This window comes from Pseudomonas silesiensis (assembly GCF_001661075.1).
In the GTDB taxonomy this organism is placed as follows: domain Bacteria; phylum Pseudomonadota; class Gammaproteobacteria; order Pseudomonadales; family Pseudomonadaceae; genus Aquipseudomonas; species Aquipseudomonas silesiensis.
The window spans coordinates 6,717,401-6,738,177 of the sequence record NZ_CP014870.1; the positions used below are offsets into that span (position 1 = coordinate 6,717,401).

Genomic DNA, 20,777 nt, shown 5'->3' on the forward strand with positions numbered 1-20,777 from the left:
TGGTAAAGAATGCGGTTGATGGGATTGGCGTTGCTGTTGGCACTCGGTTCAGGCGAAGTGTTGGCCCAAGCATGTGTGGTACATAGTACGGCTGAACGACTCGACGTCAGAGTCTGCCAGCAGAACCGCACCATCCCGCAGAAGCTATTCGCCGACGGATTCTGTCAACCAAACCTGCCCGGGCAGAAAGTCGAGGTGCAGTACGTGGACCAATGTCCAACCGGTGCCTTCGGTGTGTGCAGCAACGCTCAAGTAGCCAATATGCCTTACCGCCAGGACATTCACTATTACGGCGTGGCCACCGATGCGGCGTATTTGCAACCGTTTTGCGAAGCCAAGAGCCAGGGCACCTGGCTCAAGCCGTGAGCCGCTAGGCCAGCCAGTCGAGGGTGAGGATCAAGCGACGCTCACCCGCCGCGGGCAGTGGTGAGCGATGGATCAGGCCGAAGCCTTCGTTGCCGTGCCACTTCTCGCCCTTGAGCAGCGCCACGTCGCCGCTGTCGATCTGCTGAATCTGCGAGTCGACGTCAGGCTCGGCTTCAGCCTGGCCCAGTTTGCGGCGATCCATCACTCCTTCCTTCAGCCACTGGCTGCCGATACCCGCATAGGTAGTGATCAGCCGCACCGGCACATGATCAACGTGGAAGCGGGGGCACATGGCCTTGTCCAGGGCCCTGAGGCGCAGACCAATACGCTTGGCGCCCAACAGGCAGGCAAAGGCGCTGACCAGCCACGAGACGTCGGCAATGAAGCCTTCGTAGCTTTCAAGATCACTGAAGCCCGAAGCCAACCCTTGAAGGCTGGGTTGCGCGTCATCGTCAGCCAGTTCAAACGAAAGCGATTGCGCCAGCGGTTCGTTCAGGGACAACAGCAAGTTGCCAAAATCAGCGATGTGCGCCGGGAGTTGGCGATTCCAGACGGCGAGGTTTACATCGTCTTCAAGGATTCTGATCAAGGTCTCCGGCATGGCACCCTGATGCTGATGCAGGGTTCGACTGGAAGTCTTCGCCAGCAAGCTCGTCCCCATAGGGTTCAGCGCCAACATCACGCAGCCTCCTCTTCATGCCAAGGACCGAACGGATCGGCCAGCAGCCTCCAGCCCTCGACGCCCAACGCCATTTCATCGTCGTTCAGCAAACAGTCATCAAGGTCGGCGTTGAGCTGCGCGAAGTCGATGTGCTGGCCGATAAACACCAGCTCCTGCCGGCAATCGCCAACGGCGGCGGTCCAGTTTTTCATGATCCCGGCTGTGCTTTCTGCGTCTTGCGGCCACTGGGTTTTCGGCACGAAACGCCACCAGCGTCCGGCGAAGCCGTGGCGCATCAACCCGCCTGCCTGAGACCAGCTGCCGGCATCCATGTGTTTGCTGGCCAGCCAGAAGAAGCCCTTGGAGCGCAGCAGTTTGCCATTCACCCATGGCCGGTCGATAAAGCTGAAGAAACGCTGTGGATGAAAGGGCCTACGAGCTCGATAGGCGCTGGAGGCGATGCCGTACTCCTGGGTTTCAGGCACGTGTTCGCCGCGCAATTCCTGGAGCCAACCAGGCGCCTGGGCGGCCTTTTCAAAGTCGAAGCGACCCGTATCGAGAATCTTCTCCAAAGGGATTTCCCCCATCACCATCGGGATGATTTCCGCCTGGGCGTTGAGCCGCTCGAGGATTGCGACCAACTCCTGACGCTCACGACTGCTGATCAGGTCGATCTTGCTGATCAGGATCACGTCGGCGAACTCGATCTGCTCGATCAACAGATCTGTGATCGAGCGTTCATCCTCATCGCCCAATGTCTCGCCACGGGAAGCGAGACTGTCGGCGGCCTGGTAGTCGAGCAGGAAATTCATCCCATCGACCACCGTGACCATGGTGTCGAGCCGGGCGATATCAGCCAGGCTCTGCCCGTCTTCGTCGCGAAACGTGAAGGTCTCCGCCACCGGCAATGGCTCGGAAATACCGGTCGATTCGATCAGCAAGTAATCAAACCGACCCTCCTTCGCGAGTTTGCTCACTTCTTCCAGCAAGTCCTCACGCAGCGTGCAGCAGATGCAGCCGTTGCTCATTTCCACGAGCTTCTCTTCAGCGCGATTGAGGCTGACGTGGCGCTGGACTTCGCTGCCATCTATGTTGATTTCACTCATGTCGTTGACGATCACGGCGACCCGCAGGTTGTCGCGGTTACGTAGCACGTAGTTGAGCAATGTACTTTTGCCGGCACCGAGAAAGCCGGACAGGACGGTTACAGGAAGGCGGTTGGGCATCATGAATTCCTCACAGGGCCTACCCGATCAAATCGTCGGGCTTGAAAAAGGCGTGGTCGCAGTTAATGTAATAACATAACATACGAAACCGACTTCCACGATGGACCTGCTCATGAACGCGCTGACTCTGCCGGATATTGCCGCGCAAGCCTCACGCCAAGCCCTGCCACTGGAGTGGGTGGGCATGTGTGGCATTGCTCTTCCTGTTTCCTTCGATGGCCAACGCCTTGGCGCAAAGGCCGATGCCGGCGTGAGCCTCGATGAGGGTGAGGCGCGTGGCATTCATATGTCGCGGCTGTACCTGGCCCTGGAAATGCTCGACCAGGAAAACCTCACGCCCGAATTGCTGCGGAAAGTTTTGCAGCGCTTTCTGGAAAGTCATGAAGGGCTGTCCACCAGCGCTTATCTGCGCATTCACACCGATTTGCTGCTGAAAAGATCGGCGTTGGTCAGCCCCATTGTCGGGCTGGAAAAACTACCCGGTCACCATCGAAGCGCATCTTAAAAACGCGATGTTCCACGTGGAACTAAAAATTGACGTGCCCTACTCTTCGACCTGCCCGTGCTCAGCGGCCCTGTCCCGGCAGTTGATCCAACAGCAATTCGTTGATGACTTTGCCAACAAGGCACTGCAACATGCCGATGTCTTGGCATGGCTCGGTTCCACGAAAGGCATCATTGCGACGCCCCATAGCCAGCGCAGCGTTGCGAAATTGCGCCTTCGTCTGGATGACCATCTGGACGATCTACCGCTGATCGCAACCATCAATGACGTGGAAGCGGCGCTCGGCACCGCCGTACAAACCGCCGTGAAACGGGCCGACGAACAAGCCTTCGCTTTGGCCAACGGTCAGAACCTGATGTTCTGTGAAGATGCCGCCCGACGCTTGAATGTGGCATTGAAACGCTCGCCTGGCATTAACGCGTTTCACGTTCAGGTCATCCACGCCGAAAGCCTGCACGCCCATGATGCCGTCGCCGAAAGCCGTTGGAACTGGCACGCCGAATGATCCGGAAGAAACCTTTTTGCTCTACCGCTAATCGCGAAATCTGCCTACGTTGAAAAACCGCTGTTATTTTTGGCAAAGCAGTTATCAGCAAAAACGTACGCCCCTCCCAGGACAAGCAAATCGCCGGGCACGACCAACGTCTTAATGACAGCTACCAGGTTTTTCCCTAGCGTTTATGCGCTAGCGCATGTGATCGAAACCTTCGAGACACTGACCATGATCCAGATCACTTTGACTGATGGTTCAATGCGTGAATACGACCAGCCCCTGTCCGTCTATGAGGTTGCCGCGAGCATTGGCGGCGGGTTGGCCAAGGCCGCTGTCGCGGGTCGGGTAGACGGTGTGCTGGTGGACTGTGCCTTCATGATCGAGGCGGACGCGCGAGTCGGTATTGTCACACCTCAGGAACCCGATGGCCTGGAGATTCTGCGCCGCTCCTGCGCGCTGATGTTGTCCATGGCGATCAAACAGCTTTACCCGTGTGCGCAATTGCAAACCGGATCGGCGCTGGGTGACGGGTTCTTTTATGAGTTTGTTTACGAACGTCCTTTAACTCTGGTCGACCTTGCCAGTATCGAAGCGCGCATGAAGACGCTGGCATTGACTAATCATCCGATCCGCCGGCGCGATCCGTCATTGCAGTCAACACCTGTCGAAACACTGTCGCCGTACCTGCTCGGGGATTTCGAATGTGTGACTGTGGGCCCGCATGTTCCCGCAACCAAGGTGTTACAGGCGTTCGCCCTGGATCATATCAGCGGTACTTCGCCACAACGGATTTACGGCACCTGCTGGTCTTGCCAACAGGAACTGGAACATTGGCGCACACCGCCCCATGTGATTGTCGTCAGCATGGACGATCGCCAATTGGATTATGCCCAGTCAGTGACCGAGGCATTGCGCCGAAGTGGCGTGCGGGCCAGTGCAGATCTACGCAACGAGAAGGTTCGCCACAAGATTCGCGAGCACAGTCAGCACGTGCCGTATCTGGTGGTGATCGGCGAGAAAGAAAAGCAAGGCGGGTTTGTCAGTGTGCGCAGCCGCACCGGGGAAGATTTCGGCAGAATGGCGGTTGAAGCGGTATGTGAATGGTTGAGATCAACAGGTCTCGGGAGAGCCTGAGCGAACTACCACGAGCGGCCCACCCACACGATCCCTGTGTGAGCGAGACCGGCTTGCCGGCGAAGTTTTCAGGCTCTGGGTTTAACCGTTCCGCAATCCTGCCCCAACCACACGGCGCGAGTATCGAGACTACCCTTTTGCTGGATGCCGGTGGCGTTGAACGTGCCGTTGACCTTGGTGGTGAACTCGCGATCGCTGAGGAATGTAGCAACGCCCGCACCTTGCGCTTTCGGACAGCTGAAGCGGAATTTCCACTGGTTGCCCGTACGTTCGGTAATTTCCTGTTTGCAGCCCGATTGCGGATCCGTCAGCGGAATATTATCGGTCTTTACCTGCTCTGGCGTCAGGCAAGACCGAATCCCTTTTCCACCCATGGTGATGCCTTGCTTCTCCAGCTGTGCACGCTGTTCAGGGGTCATCTGGCTCTGAATCTGCCCAAGGATCAATTGCAGATCGGGCAGGTCCTGGTTATCGACTTTCATGTTGCTCGAGGTCAACTCCCACAATCCCGGCTGCAGCATCTGAGCCTGAGCGGCCACAGGAAGAGCCAAACCAAACACCACGGCCAAACCCAGCAGAGGAACGTTCATCGAGTAACTCCTGATCAGTAGTGGCCGTTAGACGTCAGCCAAGGGCTTCGGTTCATGGGCCAATTAATTAGCGACATTCTGCACGGAACATGGTCTGTTAAACATTGAATCTTCAGGAGCAAGGTTGCCCCATATGGATTATTTCGGACCGCACATTTTCGGTTACCTGATCGCCCTTCTGCACTCGTTAGGCATGATAGCGGCGATCCATGCCGTATTGACCGTTCGCACCGCCCAAGGCTCGATCGCCTGGGCCCTGTCATTGGTGTTCATTCCCTACCTGACGCTCATTCCCTATCTGGTCTTCGGCCGCAGTACCTTCGATGGTTACATCAAGGCCCGACGTCAGGCCAACGAGGAAATGCGCAAAGCCATCGCCGAGATGAACTGGCGACCCTGGGTCGAAGAGGCACTGACCGCACGCGCCTCCGAAGCCTATTCGTCACTCAGGGCGATGCCGAAACTGGGGCGCATGCCATGCCTGGCCAACAATGAGGTGCGCTTGCTGATCAACGGCCAAGCCACCTTCGATGCCATCTTTCAAGCGATCAGCCACGCCAGGCAAGCAGTGCTGATCCAGTTCTTCATCATTCACGACGATCGCCTCGGCCAACGTCTGCACAGCTTGCTGCTGAAAAAAGCCGCTGAAGGTGTGAAGGTCTATCTGCTTTACGATCGAATAGGCAGCCACTCCTTGCCCCACAGTTACGTGCAACCGTTGCGCGATGCCGGGGTAGAGGTCAAAGCGTTTGCAACTCGCAGTGGCTGGCTCAACCGCTTCCAGGTCAACTTCCGCAACCACCGCAAGATCGTGGTCGTAGACGGCATTCTGGGCTTCGTCGGCGGGCATAACGTCGGTGATGAATACATGGGAGAAAAACCGCCTCTGGCACCGTGGCGCGATACCCATGTGCAAGTGCGGGGCCCCGTCGTTGCCTGCATGCAGGAATCCTTCGCCGAAGACTGGTTCTGGGCGGCCCGCTCTCTGCCACCGCTGATCTTGCCCGACGCTTATCCTGACGACGGCGTGCTCTGCCAGTTGCTCGCCAGCGGCCCGGCTGATGCCTACGAGACCTGTTCGTTATTCTTCGTCGAAGCTATCCACGCGGCCACGGAACGAGTCTGGATCACCAGTCCTTATTTCATCCCTGACGAGGCGGTATTCGCCGCATTGCGTCTAGCGGTGCTGCGTGGCGTGGATGTACGCATCCTGCTCCCGTCGCGACCGGATCACCGTATCGTCTACGCCGCCTCCAGCCTTTATGCCTTCGAAGCGGTGCGTGCCGGAGTGCGGGTGTTCCGGTACCAGCCTGGCTTCCTGCATCAGAAAGTGGTGTTGGTCGACAGCGAAATCAGCGCCGTCGGCAGTGCGAATATGGATAACCGTTCCTTCCGGCTGAACTTCGAAGTGATGCTACTGACAGTGGACAGCACTTTTGCCCTGGAAGTGGAACAAATGCTTAACGATGACTTTGCCCAGGCCCATGAAATCGCCAAAGAAGAAAGCCGGGAGACCCGCCGCCTGCAACAGGTCGGCATGCGGATCGCCCGGCTGATTTCACCCATACTCTAGGGGTTGTAGATGTCGTCGCGGGTCCATGGCAGTTCATGGCTGCCATCTGCATGGGCTTTCACCGCCAGTATCTGGTGCAAATTGATCCAGCCCCTGGCGAAGGCATAGGCGCATCCCGCCAGGTACAGGCGCCAGATTCGCAGTGCCTGCTCAGGTACCAATTTGCCCGCGGCTTCCAGATTGTCTTCGAGCCGTTCGCTCCAATGGTCAAGAGTGCGCGCGTAATGCAGGCGCAGGCTCTCGACATCGACGATCTCCAGCCCGGCTTCGCTGATCTCGGCAGAAATCATCGACAAGTGCGGCAACTCTCCGTTGGGGAATACGTACTTCCCAATGAAATCACCGGCACCGCGCCCCACCGGACGGCCATCGGTGTACTTGGCGGTGATCCCGTGGTTCATCACCAGGCCGCCCTCCTTCACCGCGCCGAACAAGGTTTTGCAGTATTGGGGCAGGTTGGCGTGACCGACATGCTCAAACATACCCACGCTGACCACTTTGTCGAAGCGCCCGTCCTGGGGCAAATCGCGGTAGTCCAGCAGCTGCAATTCGACCAGATCGTCCAGGCCCTCGGCGCTCACCCGCTCCCGGGCCAGGGCCAACTGCTCTTTGCTGAGCGTAATGCCGAATACCTTCGCGCCGAATTCCCGGGCCGCATACCGCGCCAACCCGCCCCATCCGCAACCGACATCCAGCAGATACTCGCCGGGCTGCAGGCGCAACTTGCGACACAGATGACGGAATTTGGCTTGCTGGGCCTGCTCAAGGGTCTCGCTACCGGTCTCGAAATAGCCGCAGGAATACGCCATGTCACTGTCGAGCCACAGCTGATAAAACGCGTTGGAAAGATCGTAGTGATAGGAAATCGCCTTGGCATCGGTTTCCTTGTCATGGACGGCACGAACCGGCTGATTGCTTTCGTCCTCGTCCAACAACGCCTGACTCCATTCATCGCAGATCCGGATCACGTCACTGATGGATCCTTCGAGCTCCAGCTTGCCTTCAACAAACGCCGCTCCGAGCGCGTCGAGACTGGGGTGGGTGAACTGGGTAACCATTTGTGGGTCCTTGACCACAATCGTGACGCTGGGCGTCGGTCCCAGGTTGAATTCATGGCCGTCCCAGAGTCGCAAGCGTAAGGGTAGTTGCAGATTCTGTAAGGCCGGCGGAAGTTGCGCGAGCATGGAGAGCCCCCCTTGTTTCAGACGTCTGATGTGAGGGTAGACCATCCTGGAAAAATAGCTGGCTATCGAATTAATAGCCGTTTTCTATAACTCACGGCGCTACAACCAGCCGCCGAGAGTACATAAAGTGCTATGCCCTCAACCAGATGACTGCAAATTCCACGCACAGTTCATAGCGCCGTGATAACCCGGTTTAGAGCCGTGCCAGCCGCTTCATTCAAACCTCGTCCTTGAGCTTGAGCAAAGGCTCTTGAAAACGCAGCAGCCGACCCGCATTGCCCAACACCAATAAGGTGCTCAGGTTGTGCAACAGCGCTGCAATCATCGCCCCCGCCGCCCCCAGCCAGCCGAATGCAGCGAACACGACGATCGCCAGCGTCCAGCCCAGACCAATAATCACATTGACCTGCAGGGTCCGCCGGCATTGGCGACTCAAGCGCACACAGGTGCCGAGCCGCCGCAGGTCGCTGCCGATCAGTACGATGTCGGCCGATGCCAGGGCGATGTCCGCTCCTCCCGCCCCCATGGCCACCCCGACGACGCCTGCCTTGAGCGCCAGGGAATCGTTGATACCGTCCCCGACCACCATCGGCCGGAAGCCACTGCCGATTTCTTTCAGCACGCGATTGAGCTTGTCCTCGGGCAGGGCCTGCGCTTCGACATCACTGATACCGACATCACGCGCCAGCGTGTGTGCGACGCTGTGTCGATCACCTGTGAGCAACAACTGCCGACCCAATCCGAGCTCACGCAACTCGCTCAAGGCAAAGCGCGCTTCGGGTTTGACGCTGTCAGCCAACAACAGCCAGGCGAGAAATTCACCATTGAGTGCCAGCCCGGCAATCGGGCCGTCGTGGTCGGGAACCGCTGATGTGTCGATGCCCAACTGAGCGAACAACTCCGGCCGACCTAATGCCGCTTCGCCCTGCCCGGTCATTGCCACAACACCCAAACCCTGACGCTCGCGGATATCCGAGAGCAACAGAAAATGTTCTTGAGTCACCAGGCCGGCGAGCGCGCGGCTGACGGGATGACTACTGGCAGAACCGAGGCTGGCAGCCAATTGCAGGACGTGGGTGCGATCCTCCAGCGGGCTGTCGATGGACTGCAAACGCAAGGTGCCAAAGGTCAGGGTTCCGGTCTTGTCGACCACCAGCGAAGTCAGGTCTGCCAACTCTTCGAGAAACGCCGAACTGCGGATCAAAATCCCGTGACGAGCCGCCACGGCGACACCGGCAATCGCCGTGGCCGGTGCCGATAGCACCAGTGCACAGGGACAGGCTGCCACCAACACGGCGAGCATCGCCTGAGCATCGTTGGTCACGAACCAGGTCACGGCCGCCAGCAGCAATACCAGAACCATGTAGCTGCCGGCATAGCGCTCCAGCAACCGCGTGATCGGCGGCTTGGATCGCTCGGCGTTTTGCATGAGCGCGATGACTTTGCCCAGGGTCGATTCATTGCCGGTGCGGGTTACTTCAATGCGCAACAAGCCATCAAGGTTGATCGCGCCACCGAATACTTGCATGCCGACAGCCGCTTCCAGCGGCACCGACTCACCGGTAATGGACGCAGTATCGAGACTCGCCTGGCCAGCTATAACCCGTCCGTCCGCTGGCACCCGATCACCCGCTCGTACCTCGACCACGTCACCACTCTTGAGCGTGCCGTTGTCGACTTCGACGATTGAACCGTCCGCCTGTACCCTGCGCGCATGGCTGCGTGTCAGCTTGCCGAGTGCACGAATCGCCTCCTGTGAACCGATCACACTGCGTTCTTCCAGGACATGGCCAAAGATCATGATGATCGGCAGTAGTGCAGCGGTCAGCAGATCGCCGGTGGCCCAGGCGCCGAGCATGGCCAGGGCGATCAACTGATCGGTGATGCCGTGCAAACTCGGGTAACGCAGGCTGTACCACGCGGAGCGCATCACCGGCACGGCCACCAGTAACGAAGCAACCCCCAACAGTAACTGACTGATGCCCGTTTGCTGCGGCAATAACCAGCGCCAGATCAGTCCTAGTATGAGCAAGCCGAGGGCAAGCATCGCCAAGGTCAATTGGCGAGCGGCGCTGCGTTGTTCAGCCGAGGACAACAGGTTCGATGCGGCGGCAGTCGAGGCGGTCATTGGGCAGCTCCCTGGATGATCAGGCGGGAATCGTCTTGCGGATTGACCGTAGTCACCGACCCGGCCTGACCGAGGATTTTCGGCATTCGCTCACGGTAGATACGCAGCAGCATTTGCGGGTCGCGGCCCTGCTGTTGCGCTGAAGCCAGGCTCAATACGGTGGCGGTGTCGGCAGAGGCTTTCGCCAGCCGTTCGCTGGCTTGGGCGTGGGCGACCTGTAACGTTCGGTCGGCTTGCTGGTTGGCGGTCTGGGTCAATTTCTCAGCTTCGGTACGCGCATTGGCCACCGCTTTATCGGCCTGCTGGCTTGCCGTCAGGACCGCATTGAACGCATTGACCGCTGGTCCCGGCAGACTGGATTGCACGTCGACGCGTGCCACTTCGATACCCAGCCCCTGCCCTGTCGCCGTCAATTGCGCCAAGCGCTGATTGATCCCCTGTACCAGATCGCCACGCAGACGCTCGCGTCTTTCCGCCGCCTTGTTATCCGCACCGATCAGCTCCGGTCGCGCCACCAGAATGGTGTCCAGGTCTCTGGCCGCAGTGAGTGCGACGGCGCTACGCGTGACCAATCTGTCCAGGGCCGGTAGCACATGTTCGCCTTGCAGGACGAAGGCATAGGGCTCGTTGACCTTATAGAACACCCGCACATCCAGCTGCACCACACCCGCGTCACCGGTCAAAAGATAACCGGAGCCGGCCAGCGCGTCACTGAGAGGTGTGGCGAACGTAGCGACCCGATCGGCCTGCATGGCAGTATCGCTGCGCAATAGATTTTCAATTCGACGCTCGATAACCCGGTCTGCCGCCGGCAACAGAATGACCTGCTCAAACGGTCGCGGCCACGCCAACAACAACCCGGCATTCTGCACGCGATCGAGGGCGCCGAAATGCATGACAACCGCACGATTTTGCGGATCGATCTGCCGCACGTTGGAAAATGCCCAAGCCAGTGCGGCGAGAATAGTCACCGCATACAGGGCAAGGAAAGCTAATCGCCCTGCCTGAATCCAAGGGCTATTCAACTCGTTTGTTCCACGTGGAACCAAACTCATGGCTGCGACCCGGTCTTGTTTTCGACGGTCGGCGGGCCGTCAACCAGCACTCTGAAGGGCGCGGCGTCGGTGCGTAAAATCAGTTTGGTACCGGGCGTGACGATGGTGCCCAGCGTGTCCAACGAGCGCAGCAGATTGTACAGCTGCGGCGACCCGGCATACGCACGACCGTAAATCTGTGCGGCTTCGACCCGGGATTGGGCTTCGATCTCGGCCGCCTTGACCGTGGCATCGGCCTGGACGATTCGCGCATCCCGTTCCGCCGCGGAACGAATTTGAGCCGCTTCGCGTTTGCCTATGGCCGTGCGTTCGGTGGCAATTGTTTCACGCTCGGCGCGCATGCGATCGACTGTGGCGGTGAGGGTTACCGACGGCAAGGTCAGGCGTTCGATGCCGACTTGCACAACCCGCACGCCATAGGTCGTCAGTAATTGTTGATCGATTTGCTGACGCAACTGCGTTTCGAAATCGGCAATGCGCACCTGATTCGCGTCGGTGTTCACCAGGTTGGCCAGGTCAAAACTGCTGGCCGTGGTTTCCAGCGCCGAACCGACGAAGGTGCGTATTTGCCGCGCGGCTTCGTCCGGCTGATTCTGCACAGCGCGCATGAAGCGCTGAACATTGTCCGGGTCACCTTGCACCTGCCACGCCACGTAAGCCTGAACAATGATGCGCAAACCGTCCCGTGTGCCCACATCCTGCAAACCGCTGGAGGTGGTGCGCAATCGCAGGTCGACCGGAATTGCCGCTTCGAACGGCGCCGGCCAACGCCAGCCAAGACCAGGTTCGAGCAACACGCGCGATGGATTGCCAAAGCGCGTGATCACCGTAGCCTCCCCGGACCGTACTTGCACCAGGCTCGCTGCCGCGACGGCGAACGCCACCAGCAGCGCAGCCCAGCCCATGCGTCGCCACGGAAACGGGCTAGCTTGTTGTGGGTCACCGTGGTGGTGATGGTGATGTCCATGGTGATGCCCGCCATGGCCATGATCATGATCATGATCGCTGTGGTCAGCGTGTGCGTGCGACTGGCTCAATGGGCAGCTCCTGGTTGAGCGGATTGGCTCGGCGGCACAGGGTCAGCCGGCAGGGTGAAGGTACGCAGGTCGATGGTCGGCGCATGGTTGCTGCCGCCTAAACGATGATCGAGCACCAGTAGTTGTGCAGTGGCCAGGCCTCGGGACAGTTGGCTGAAGTACTGCTCCAGCACAAAGGCTTGGCCAGCACTGGCGTAAGCCTTTTGTTCGGCGCTGAACTTCAGGTCCGCCGCTTGGGCGGTGGCGTTGATTTCACGCGCGCTGGCTGTCGCCTGGTCGCGGGCGATGCTGGCCTGCAATTGCGCCTGATGGGTGGCCTCCGCTGCCGCACCGCGTTCGCGCGCGATCAATGCCTGAGCACCAATCTGTGCCGCTTGCACCCCGTGATAGGCGTTAGCTGCCCCCGCCGGCGGATGAATCGCCTCGACCACGGTGGCGAGAATTTCCACCCCGCTGTCGAGTTTCTGCAGATCGGCTTGTACCGCCCGGCCGATTTCTTCGGCGAGCCCTACCCGGTCGTCACCCAGTAAACCGTCGAGGGTGCGTGATGCGAAGTCGAGAACCAGGATCCGGCTGGCGGTGCTGCGGATCAGGGTCGGTACATCGGCAGTGTTGTAAGTCGCCGCTAGAGCAGCCTGATCACTCAGGCCGATGCGGTAGACGAAACGCACATCCATGTTGACGATCTGGAAGCTCTGCTTGTCGGCTCGGCTACTGGCGATAACCTGGGATTTGTCATTCACGTGGCTCGCGTCCCACAAACGATTGGCAATCGCCGGCGCCGGGCCTTCGGCGGGTTCGGCAACAACCGCGGATGCCGTTTCGCCAACACTGGTGGCCAACTCGTGGACCACGCCGTTTTCAACGTACAGCACTCGGCCGAGCGGCCAAGGCAACCCCCCGTGTAAACCAGGACCGAAGACCTCCACCGGTTTGCCGAAGCGCTCGTAGATGCCTCGCCCGTGCATGGGGATTTCGTGAATGCCGGTGAGCGACCAACCCACGACCGAAACCACTGCCAGCACTGGCAAAAAGGCCCGGCGCATGTAGGTGAAGGCCCAGATCTGCCGCAGATCTATGCCGAAACGGTTGTGCAGTTCATGCTGCAGCGCCAGCAAGGGTTGTGGTGGCCAGCGCAGCATATCGGCAATGAAGCTTCGCGCCAGCATTGCCGGTTCGAGTCGTTCCTGCCTGGGGCTGAACAATGACAACACGGCGCGCAACAGCATTTCGACGGCAACAAGCCCCGGTAACAGGCCGATCAGGACGGCCAGCCGTACCGGCCAGACGGAGGTCTCATTGGCGAATAGCAGGCAGAGAGCGCTCAACAACAGGCAGCTGATTGCTACACGCGTCAGCTGCGCCAACGGCCCTGCTTCGGGCCATTGGCCTGGGTTTTCCTGGGTCAGTTGACGTTCCAGCACCAGCAAACCGAAAGCCAGCAATAACGACAGTGCAGCACCGACACTGGCTGAGACGCCGAGAGCGGCTGGCGGCAACTCAAGGTTCCAGGCCTGTTCAATGCTCAACAGCGTCAACAGCGCCCACCCGCCCAGCCACAACGTCGGCGCGCCAATCTGCATCAGCATTCTCAGCCAGTGCTGATGAAGTCGATCCAGCAGCCGTTCGTACCATCCGTTTGGGCTAATCGCTTGTTCAATAACCGCCGCCGGTATAGACGGACTCATCGCTTGGGCGCGCCACTGCGTCACCCACCAGGCCGACTGAAGCCCGGCAACCAGCACCAGCAAACCGGCGCTTTGATGGGTCAGCACTGCCGCCCAAAGTGACTGAGGTGCGAACAGCCCGACAAAAAATGCCAGTACCAGCCCTGTCGCCGCCAGCGCTCCCAAGCCAATGGCGAACTGTCGCAAGCGCCGGCTTTGAAAAACTGCCTGCTGAAAGCGCGGCAGCCCGGCTACCTGAGCTCCATCATCATCCAGATCGACTTGCATACCACCCCAGTGTTCAGCGTTTCACATCAGTTCGTTACGATATAACGAAATGGGTGAAATTTTTGTATTGTTTCGACATACCGGGATTACGCCGGAGCTGGGGCAGCGGGCAATTTTTAACGATTCAGGCGGGCAAATGGCCCAACGGCAACGCACCCGGGGTCTTCACCGTGTGAATCGCAAAGTTGCTGCGGATGTCACTCACCCCTGGCAGCTTCAACAGGCGCCCAGTGAGAAAACGGTCATAGGCACGCAAATCCGGCACCACCACCTGCAGCAGAAAATCCGATTCCCCCGATACCAGGAATGCCGAAATTACCTCCGGCAATGCCGTCACGGCCAAACGAAAGGATTCCGCCTGTTCATCGTTGTGGCGCTCGACCTTGACCCCGACAAACACCGTCAGCCCCAGCCCGACTTCATCGCGATCAAGAGTGGCTTGATAGCCGCGAATCACCCCGGCTTCTTCGAGCATCCGCACCCTGCGCAAACAAGGCGATGCGGACAGCCCGATCTCGTCGGCGAGTTGCACATTGCTCAGGCGACCGTCCCGTTGCAGCGCTGCGAGTATCTTGCGGTCATAGGAATCGAGTTTCATGGTTTGGCAGATCCTGATGGTGTATCGCGTATACAGTGAAAGATTATGCCAATACCAGAGGGTTTGTAAGCAAACTACGCAAGCACCTGCCCTGCCCCTCAGCCCTAGACTGAGCGTACCGAATCGACAACGAATGGGGTGCAAGGTGGCAGGATACTGGCTGTTTTTCATAGCGTTGGCGGTGGTTTATCTGCTCCCTGGACCGGACATGATCCTGCTGTTGCAGACCGGCGCCCGTCAGGGCAAAGGCGCCGCGTTGGCGACGGCGGTAGGCTTGGGCATTGCCCGGGGTTGCCATGTGGCATTGGCGGCGCTGGGCCTGGCGACACTGTTCAAAGTTGCGCCCTGGACCTTCGACGTAGTCCGTCTGGTCGGGGCTGCATATTTACTGTGGATCGGCATTCAGTGTCTGCGAACCACACTGCTGCCGAATTTGAATGGTGCACAAGCCTCCTCCGGGAAATCCCATTGGCGCGCAGCAATCCAGCGCGGTTTGCTCACCAACCTGCTTAACCCCAAAGCGCTGCTGTTCTGCTCGGTTCTGTTGCCGCAATTCATCAATCCTGAGGCGGGCCCGGTACTCGCACAGTTTGCGACCTTGGGTGTGATACTGGTCGGCGTCGGCTTATTGTTCGACAGCGCCTACGCCCTGGCCGGCGCCGCGCTCGGCCGCTGGCTGCAACGCAGTCCATCGGCCCAGCGTTTACAGCAATGGCTGTTCGGTAGCCTGCTGATCGGTTTCGCGGTGCGATTGACGTTCGTGCAACAGGCCTGATTACGTCAGCGCTTTGCGCTTGCGGCGATTGATCAGCACCAGGGCGATCGCTGTAAAGATCACCACACCACCCACTTGCAGCCCTCTTTTATAGGGCCGTAGAGCAGAACGAACGGGAGCCAAAGCCTGGGTCACGTAGCGTCTGTCTGCGTTCTGAAAATCCGGATAAGGGCAGCGCTCGCCAAAAAATATGGCCCAGGGTACATACGGGCCTTCCTTGACGTAGCGTTGATAGAAGGCAGATTTTTCTTCGGCACCGGTATTCCAGCCCGCCGCCGCGCACAGCACCGCGGCAAATGCCTGGCTGGTATGGGGCAAGTTGTCGGCGGCGCGACTGGCAAATTCATTGGCGACATACCGGTAGTGATAACGCTGGTCGGGTTGGGCAGCGCTGGCCTGCTGGCGTCTGACTTCGTCTTCAGCGACTAAAGGACCGACCTTGAGCTCGCTGCTTTCGAGACTGTAGTTGCCACCAAAGGTCGCGTAATCCGGAGACATCTCGTAGCCCAGCAGTGCCATGCCCTCGAAGCGGGCCAAGGTTGCGGCATGGTAGTACGCGAATGCCCGTTTGGTAGGCCACCATTTCGATTCGGCGTCGTTGCGCAATTCCCCGTACCACTTTGCCTTGGCCTGCAACTCGCTGTTATCAAAGTACCCTGGCGCTTCGTCGTAGCGCTCTTCACGCAGCAACCGTCGCCCCAACAAATTGCGCAGTTTGGCCGCCACCGGCAACGGCACGTAATTATCGCGCTCCTGCCGGGTCAGCGCCGGAGGCGCCGGCACCTGGGTGTCGACGTATTGCTTGAGCTCATCGAGGGTCAGCACCCGCTCGGCAACCGTTGCCGCGTCGAACCAATAAATATCTTTGCTGCGATAGAGTTGATCGAATGCCTGCAGGTAATCCCCGCGTTGCAGCGCCAGGATCGCGCTTTCGCCCTCGACCCGGCATTTGGGTTGCAAGGTTTCGTAGTCCCAATCCGGGGTGCGTCGTTCGCCCCAGGATTCATTCTGCGGGAAAGCTTGGGCAGCCTTGGCATACGCTGCGGCGGCAGCGGTCTTATCGCCATCGCGCATCGCCAGTTTCGCCCGCAGCCACCAGGCCAGACCGCCATCGCCCGCGTGTTCAAGGAATGCCTTGGCACTGGTGTAGTCACCCTGCTGATAATTGACGGCCGCCAGACGATCAGCGTTCTCCAGGCTACCCCGAGTGCTGTTTTGCAACAGCTTGATCAGCTTCAATTCGTTCGGCGGCTGATCACCGAATGACCAGCCCATCCGGCTGATCAACGACGCCGTGACCAGTTGCTGCACCGTTTTGCCCTTGAGCAAAGGAGCCAGCTGATCTTCAGGCATCGCCGCCAGATCGTTCATCAACAGTTTCAGCGAGGTGTAGCCCACCGCCGATCCATGGAGGTTTTGCGTGGCGTAGAGCTCTATGGCGTGGTTCCAGTCACCGGCACTGCGCACGACGCGGGCTTCTTCGCCAAGACTGGCGACGCCCAGCTCCAGTGGATCGCTGAAGCCGTCGATGCTCAGCTGACGAGCTTGCTCGAAGGCCTTTCGCGACTGTTCCAACAACTCGGGACCAGCGTCCGCTTCGGCGCTCATGGCAAACAACGCTCGACCTGATGAATAAGCCGCCCAAGTGCTGCGCAACCTTCTCTCGTCAGCCGGCAATGCCAGCACCTTCTGGAAATATTCGACCGCCAGCCCATGGTCACCCGCATTGAACGCCACGGCACCTGCCAGATAGAGTTTGAGCTCGGCCGACAAGTCCGCGCCTTGAATCTCGACCTGACGGGCATCGGTCAGGTTGCGCAGCTGTTTCACCCGGGCTTGCTGCCCGGCCGTCAAACCGGCCTGCTCGGCAGTGTCCCGCTGTTCGGCATGATCGGGCATATCGCCGTAACCCACATTCGGATTGAGAGTGGCGGCCGTGACGTTCTTGAGCCCGGTAATCGCATGCCCAAGGCGATTGATCTCGAAGATGAAGTTGCCTTCCGGCAGCTCCGCCAGCGACTGGCCACGGTTGTCGAGCAGGCGCATCGGGAAATCCGGCCCACAGGCCTGCGCCGTACCCAGCGGCAAGCCGAGACTCAGGCACAGCAGGTGACGAGGCCAGTTACGGGTGAACATTCGAAGCTCCTTGATCAATATTTGCGCAGCGCGCCCAACCAATGGCACGCTGTCCGCCGGCCGCTATTCGACCGTCACGCAGGCGCGTGAAGGTAAGCAGATCCGGGTTCTGTTGCAATGCGTAGCCGGCCAGGGCATCGGCGCCTTCACACCCCTGCACCGCCAGCGTCACGCGTTCGGGCCAGGCGGTGTCGAGGTTGCCCTGATTACCGAGACTGATGTCGTAAAGCCCCTCTTTTGCCGAGAGCTCCAGCGTCAGGCGACTGTCGAGCGCATCGCCGCGCGCCACGGCGCGCAAGGTGGTCAGGCTCCATGCCCTGCGGTCGTTGGCCAGCGGCAGACGAAACCAGATCAGGCCCGCCAGATGAGCCGGAGGATCTTGGCGTAATTGCCTGCCGAGCTGGCTCAGTTGCCGCGGATCGGCCAGCAATTCCCGCCGCGTCCCGCCCCGCTCGAGGCTCACTTCGCTTTCCACCAGCGGGGCGCCGTTGTCCCCCGGCAACAACGCCACGCCATAGGCCGGCAGCGCCAGATAAAAAGGTTTCGATGTGATGCGGCTCCAGGCCTTGACCCACTTCCTGGCCTGACTCGGGTCAAACAAGCCACTGCGTGGATCGCTGACCGCGTGCACCTGCAACACGCTGCTGTCGACTGTGGATAAGAGCGCCGGCAACTCGGGGCTGTCGAGCCAGGAAGGTAAGGCAGTGATGCTCAATGGCAGTGACGCTGGCAGAACCGAGCGTAAATGCACAAGAAACGCCCGATAGGCCGGTAATCGGGCATTGCCTGCATCGTGGTCGATTTCAACGCCGGAGAGGTTCAGCCCCTTCCCTTGCCAATCGTCGAGCACTCGCTGGATCTGCGCGGTAACTTCGTGCTGATCCAGCGACTTGAGCTGACCATCAAGACGAACCACCGCTATCACCGGCCGACCATCACCTTTGAGCAGCGCCGGATCAATGCGCGCCCGGCTCCAGCCAGCCTGCGGGAACGCTTGCAAGGCCAGCACCCGCAGGGTCGAAAAGTCCGCGCGGCTGTCCTGGAGGGCCGCTTCATGGGCCGGGGTCCATTGTCGTTGCCAGACGTAGAGTTGCTGATCCAGTGGCGGAGCGTCCTGTCGTTCGCAACCGTTGAGCAATCCAGTCGCCGCCAGCAACACAATCAATCGAGTCAAAAAAACCATTAACAGCCTTATCTCTGAAAGGCGAAAAGGGCCATGCATGGCCCCTTGTCGTTCTAGTCCGCCACCCTACTGAGGACCCGGCTGATGGGCAAATGCTCACTGAGATGGGCTGATCAGATATCTAACACCAAAGGTTGCGAACCTTGGGCGGGAATTGCGCAACAAATCAGTACCTCCCCCTTATCCGGCACCTCTGCCGGTGGGTGTGGATAATTGACCTGACCGCTGATCAAACGAGTCCTGCAGGTTCCGCAGGAGCCGCCGCGGCAACTGAATTCCGGGCGCAGCCCACGGCTTTCCGCCAACTCCAGCAAACTGCCGCCTTCGGGATGCCAGCGGGCCTCTTTGGCCGAGCGCTGGAACACCACCGGCACCGACGTGGTGGCGGCTGGTGGCTGATCGATGACCACCGCGTCAGGATCCGGCTTGCGACGCAAAGTCGAGGGGCCAAAGGTTTCGGCGTGAATCCTGGCATCACGGATGTCCAGTTCCCGCAGGCTGTCGTACAGCCCTTGGGTAAAACTGCCCGGACCGCAGAGAACGAAATCCAGCTGATCGTAGTCTTCCACTTCGAGGATAGTCTTGAGCAACGCGGTGTCGATTCGTCCGCTCAGATCAAAGTCCTCGCCCTCACGTGCCTCGGGTTCCGGCTGACTGAGCAGGCGCAAAATCCTCACTGCGTCACCTGCACCGTCACCGTCGAGCAAGTGATCCAGCTCCGCCCGGAACGGTTGATCGGCCAAGGTTCGAGAACTCTGGAAAAACCAGGTCGGCCGGATGTGGCGGGTGCGCAGGCCTTGATAAACCACCTCCCGCAGCATCGACAGCAGCGGCGTAATGCCCACCCCCGCCGCCAGCAACACCAGCGGCCGGCGCTCATGGGGCGCCACGGTGAAATGCCCTTGTGGCGCGCGAGCCTCCAGCAGATCACCCACGCGGACCTGTTCATGCAAATACGAAGAAACCAGGCCTTCGCGCTTTACACTGATGCGGAAAAAATCATCAGAGGGCGCACTCGACAGACTGTAGGTGCGGATATGCACCTCGCCGGCAATATTGAATCGCAGCGGCAAATGCTGTCCGGCCCGAAATATCGGGAATCCGGCGTCATCGGCGGGCTGCAGATAGATCGAGCGGATGTTGTGGCTTTCCGCTTCGATCCGCACCACTTGCAGCGGTCGCCATTGATCGCCCAGAGCCTGGGCTTGCAGACGAGCCCTGGCCTGCTCCCAGGTACCGGTCAGCAGACTGGTGGGTGAAACGCCATCGAAACGCCAACGCAAAGCCAATGCTGCCGGGCGCCGGACGACGCTTTCCACCTCGAATGTCCAGAGCCGCTCGGCCCCTTGAAAGGCTTCGACTTGCGGGCCTTCAAGGATGATTTCGGTGCGCCCGCTGAGCTGCAGCAGATCGCCAGAATTGAAATCGATAAACAGCAAGCCGGCGCGAGGGTTAAGCAGCAGGTTGCCCAAGGTGTTGAAGAACAGATTGCCGGCAAAATCCGGAATGGTCAGGCGATTACCCTCCACCTGGACGAAGCCGGACTGACCGCCACGGTGCGAAACATCCACCGAGCGCTGGCCATCGACATCCACGTAACTGGCGACGAAAAAGGTATCGGCACCGGCGATCATGGATCGGGCCGCGTCATCCAGCCCGTCGAGCTGCTGGGCGATGCGGGTCGCAGGATCTGCCAGTGGCACCGAGCGAAACTGCCGCAATTGAATGTATTGCGGGCAATTGCCGAAGGACTGTTCCACGCTCACACCGAAGCCGCCGGCGGTCATTGAGTGAATGCGACCGTTGATGCGGTTGCGCCGTCGGGTGTGCAATTCGATGCCCAGCAGGCCGATCGCCGCGCCATTACTCAATTGTGCAGGATCGTCGGCGCTTGGCAGGCTGCCAAATTGCAGCGTACCGGCCTCGGGCGAGTGAGCGAAACCCGGCTCGCCCTCAATAATGCTGGCCCACGGTTTACCATCGGCATCCACCGCGCCATACAGCATGAACGGTAATTGCTGATAAAACGTGCGGTGCTGGTCCGGCATCCCGGTGCGAATCACCCTACGACCGAACGCCTCCATTCGCTCGGCAACACCCACGTGAGCCTGCAACTGTTTCTCGCCGGCATGCCAAGGCGAACGGTCCATAACGGCATCTCCCCTGCGCCATCGACGC

The 20,777-nt window shown here is 59.6% G+C and carries 16 protein-coding genes and 1 pseudogene; 5 read left to right on the top strand and 12 right to left on the bottom strand.

The window, feature by feature from the left end; all coding sequences use genetic code 11:
* The first annotated feature begins 9 nt into the window (after positions 1-9).
* On the top strand, positions 10-366 hold the full coding sequence (locus PMA3_RS29890) for a hypothetical protein (RefSeq protein WP_064680500.1): 357 nt from the start codon (positions 10-12) through the stop codon (positions 364-366).
* A gap of 4 nt (positions 367-370) precedes the next feature.
* Here the strand turns inward: PMA3_RS29890 and PMA3_RS29895 are convergent, their stop codons facing one another.
* The gene (locus PMA3_RS29895) at positions 371-1,027 is read right to left on the bottom strand and encodes a DUF1826 domain-containing protein (protein ID WP_102136485.1); all 657 of its coding nucleotides are present in this window, start codon (positions 1,025-1,027) and stop codon (positions 371-373) included.
* A 17-nt stretch (positions 1,028-1,044) separates the two neighbouring features.
* A complete protein-coding gene (zigA, locus tag PMA3_RS29900) occupies positions 1,045-2,253 on the bottom strand; it encodes a zinc metallochaperone GTPase ZigA (protein ID WP_064680502.1) in 1,209 nt (402 codons plus the stop codon).
* A 112-nt stretch (positions 2,254-2,365) separates the two neighbouring features.
* On the opposite strand from zigA, the pseudogene folE2 reads away from it, so the two are divergent.
* Positions 2,366-3,263, top strand: a pseudogene (gene folE2, locus PMA3_RS29905) (GTP cyclohydrolase FolE2).
* Positions 3,264-3,479: 216 nt separating this feature from the next.
* Entirely contained in the window at positions 3,480-4,385 is a 906-nt protein-coding gene (locus tag PMA3_RS29910; RefSeq protein ID WP_064680828.1) for a His/Gly/Thr/Pro-type tRNA ligase C-terminal domain-containing protein, read from the top strand.
* Positions 4,386-4,453: 68 nt separating this feature from the next.
* Here the strand turns inward: PMA3_RS29910 and PMA3_RS29915 are convergent, their stop codons facing one another.
* Positions 4,454-4,975: a DUF3617 domain-containing protein gene (locus tag PMA3_RS29915; RefSeq protein ID WP_064680503.1), complete on the bottom strand. Its 522-nt coding sequence runs from the start codon at positions 4,973-4,975 to the stop codon at positions 4,454-4,456.
* Between the two features lie 133 nt (positions 4,976-5,108).
* Between PMA3_RS29915 and cls the strand changes: the two genes are divergently transcribed.
* Entirely contained in the window at positions 5,109-6,548 is a 1,440-nt protein-coding gene (cls, locus tag PMA3_RS29920; RefSeq protein ID WP_064680504.1) for a cardiolipin synthase, read from the top strand.
* Here cls and cfaB read toward each other — a convergent pair.
* From cfaB to PMA3_RS29950, 6 genes are all read right to left on the bottom strand, one after another.
* Positions 6,545-7,732: a C17 cyclopropane fatty acid synthase CfaB gene (gene cfaB, locus PMA3_RS29925; protein ID WP_064680505.1), complete on the bottom strand. Its 1,188-nt coding sequence runs from the start codon at positions 7,730-7,732 to the stop codon at positions 6,545-6,547. The two genes, cls and cfaB, sit on opposite strands and share 4 nt — an antisense overlap.
* 217 nt (positions 7,733-7,949) lie before the next feature.
* Positions 7,950-9,860, bottom strand: a complete 1,911-nt coding sequence (locus PMA3_RS29930) for a cation-translocating P-type ATPase (RefSeq protein ID WP_064680506.1) — start codon at positions 9,858-9,860, stop codon at positions 7,950-7,952.
* The gene (gene hflK / locus PMA3_RS29935) at positions 9,857-10,915 is read right to left on the bottom strand and encodes a protease modulator HflK (RefSeq protein ID WP_064680507.1); all 1,059 of its coding nucleotides are present in this window, start codon (positions 10,913-10,915) and stop codon (positions 9,857-9,859) included. Before hflK (PMA3_RS29935) ends, PMA3_RS29930 begins: the two co-directional genes overlap by 4 nt.
* Positions 10,912-11,952 (bottom strand): protease modulator HflC, encoded by a 1,041-nt coding sequence (gene hflC / locus PMA3_RS29940; RefSeq protein WP_064680508.1) that lies wholly within the window; start codon positions 11,950-11,952, stop codon positions 10,912-10,914. The genes hflK (PMA3_RS29935) and hflC overlap by 4 nt, the downstream gene beginning before the upstream one ends.
* Positions 11,949-13,907, bottom strand: a complete 1,959-nt coding sequence (gene hflK, locus PMA3_RS29945; RefSeq protein ID WP_064680509.1) for a protease modulator HflK — start codon at positions 13,905-13,907, stop codon at positions 11,949-11,951. The genes hflC and hflK (PMA3_RS29945) overlap by 4 nt, the downstream gene beginning before the upstream one ends.
* 124 nt (positions 13,908-14,031) lie before the next feature.
* Positions 14,032-14,505: an Lrp/AsnC family transcriptional regulator gene (locus PMA3_RS29950; RefSeq protein ID WP_064680510.1), complete on the bottom strand. Its 474-nt coding sequence runs from the start codon at positions 14,503-14,505 to the stop codon at positions 14,032-14,034.
* A gap of 145 nt (positions 14,506-14,650) precedes the next feature.
* Between PMA3_RS29950 and PMA3_RS29955 the strand changes: the two genes are divergently transcribed.
* Positions 14,651-15,280: a LysE family translocator gene (locus tag PMA3_RS29955; RefSeq protein ID WP_102136486.1), complete on the top strand. Its 630-nt coding sequence runs from the start codon at positions 14,651-14,653 to the stop codon at positions 15,278-15,280.
* On the opposite strand, the gene PMA3_RS29960 is transcribed toward PMA3_RS29955, so the two are convergent.
* From PMA3_RS29960 to PMA3_RS29970, 3 genes are all read right to left on the bottom strand, one after another.
* Positions 15,281-17,416: a hypothetical protein gene (locus tag PMA3_RS29960; RefSeq protein WP_064680512.1), complete on the bottom strand. Its 2,136-nt coding sequence runs from the start codon at positions 17,414-17,416 to the stop codon at positions 15,281-15,283.
* Positions 17,403-18,599 carry a DUF3142 domain-containing protein gene (locus PMA3_RS29965; RefSeq protein WP_064680513.1) on the bottom strand — a complete coding sequence of 399 codons (1,197 nt, stop codon included), beginning with the start codon at positions 18,597-18,599 and terminating at the stop codon, positions 17,403-17,405. Before PMA3_RS29965 ends, PMA3_RS29960 begins: the two co-directional genes overlap by 14 nt.
* 113 nt (positions 18,600-18,712) lie before the next feature.
* A complete protein-coding gene (locus PMA3_RS29970; RefSeq protein ID WP_064680514.1) occupies positions 18,713-20,749 on the bottom strand; it encodes a 2Fe-2S iron-sulfur cluster-binding protein in 2,037 nt (678 codons plus the stop codon).
* Positions 20,750-20,777: the final 28 nt, after the last annotated feature.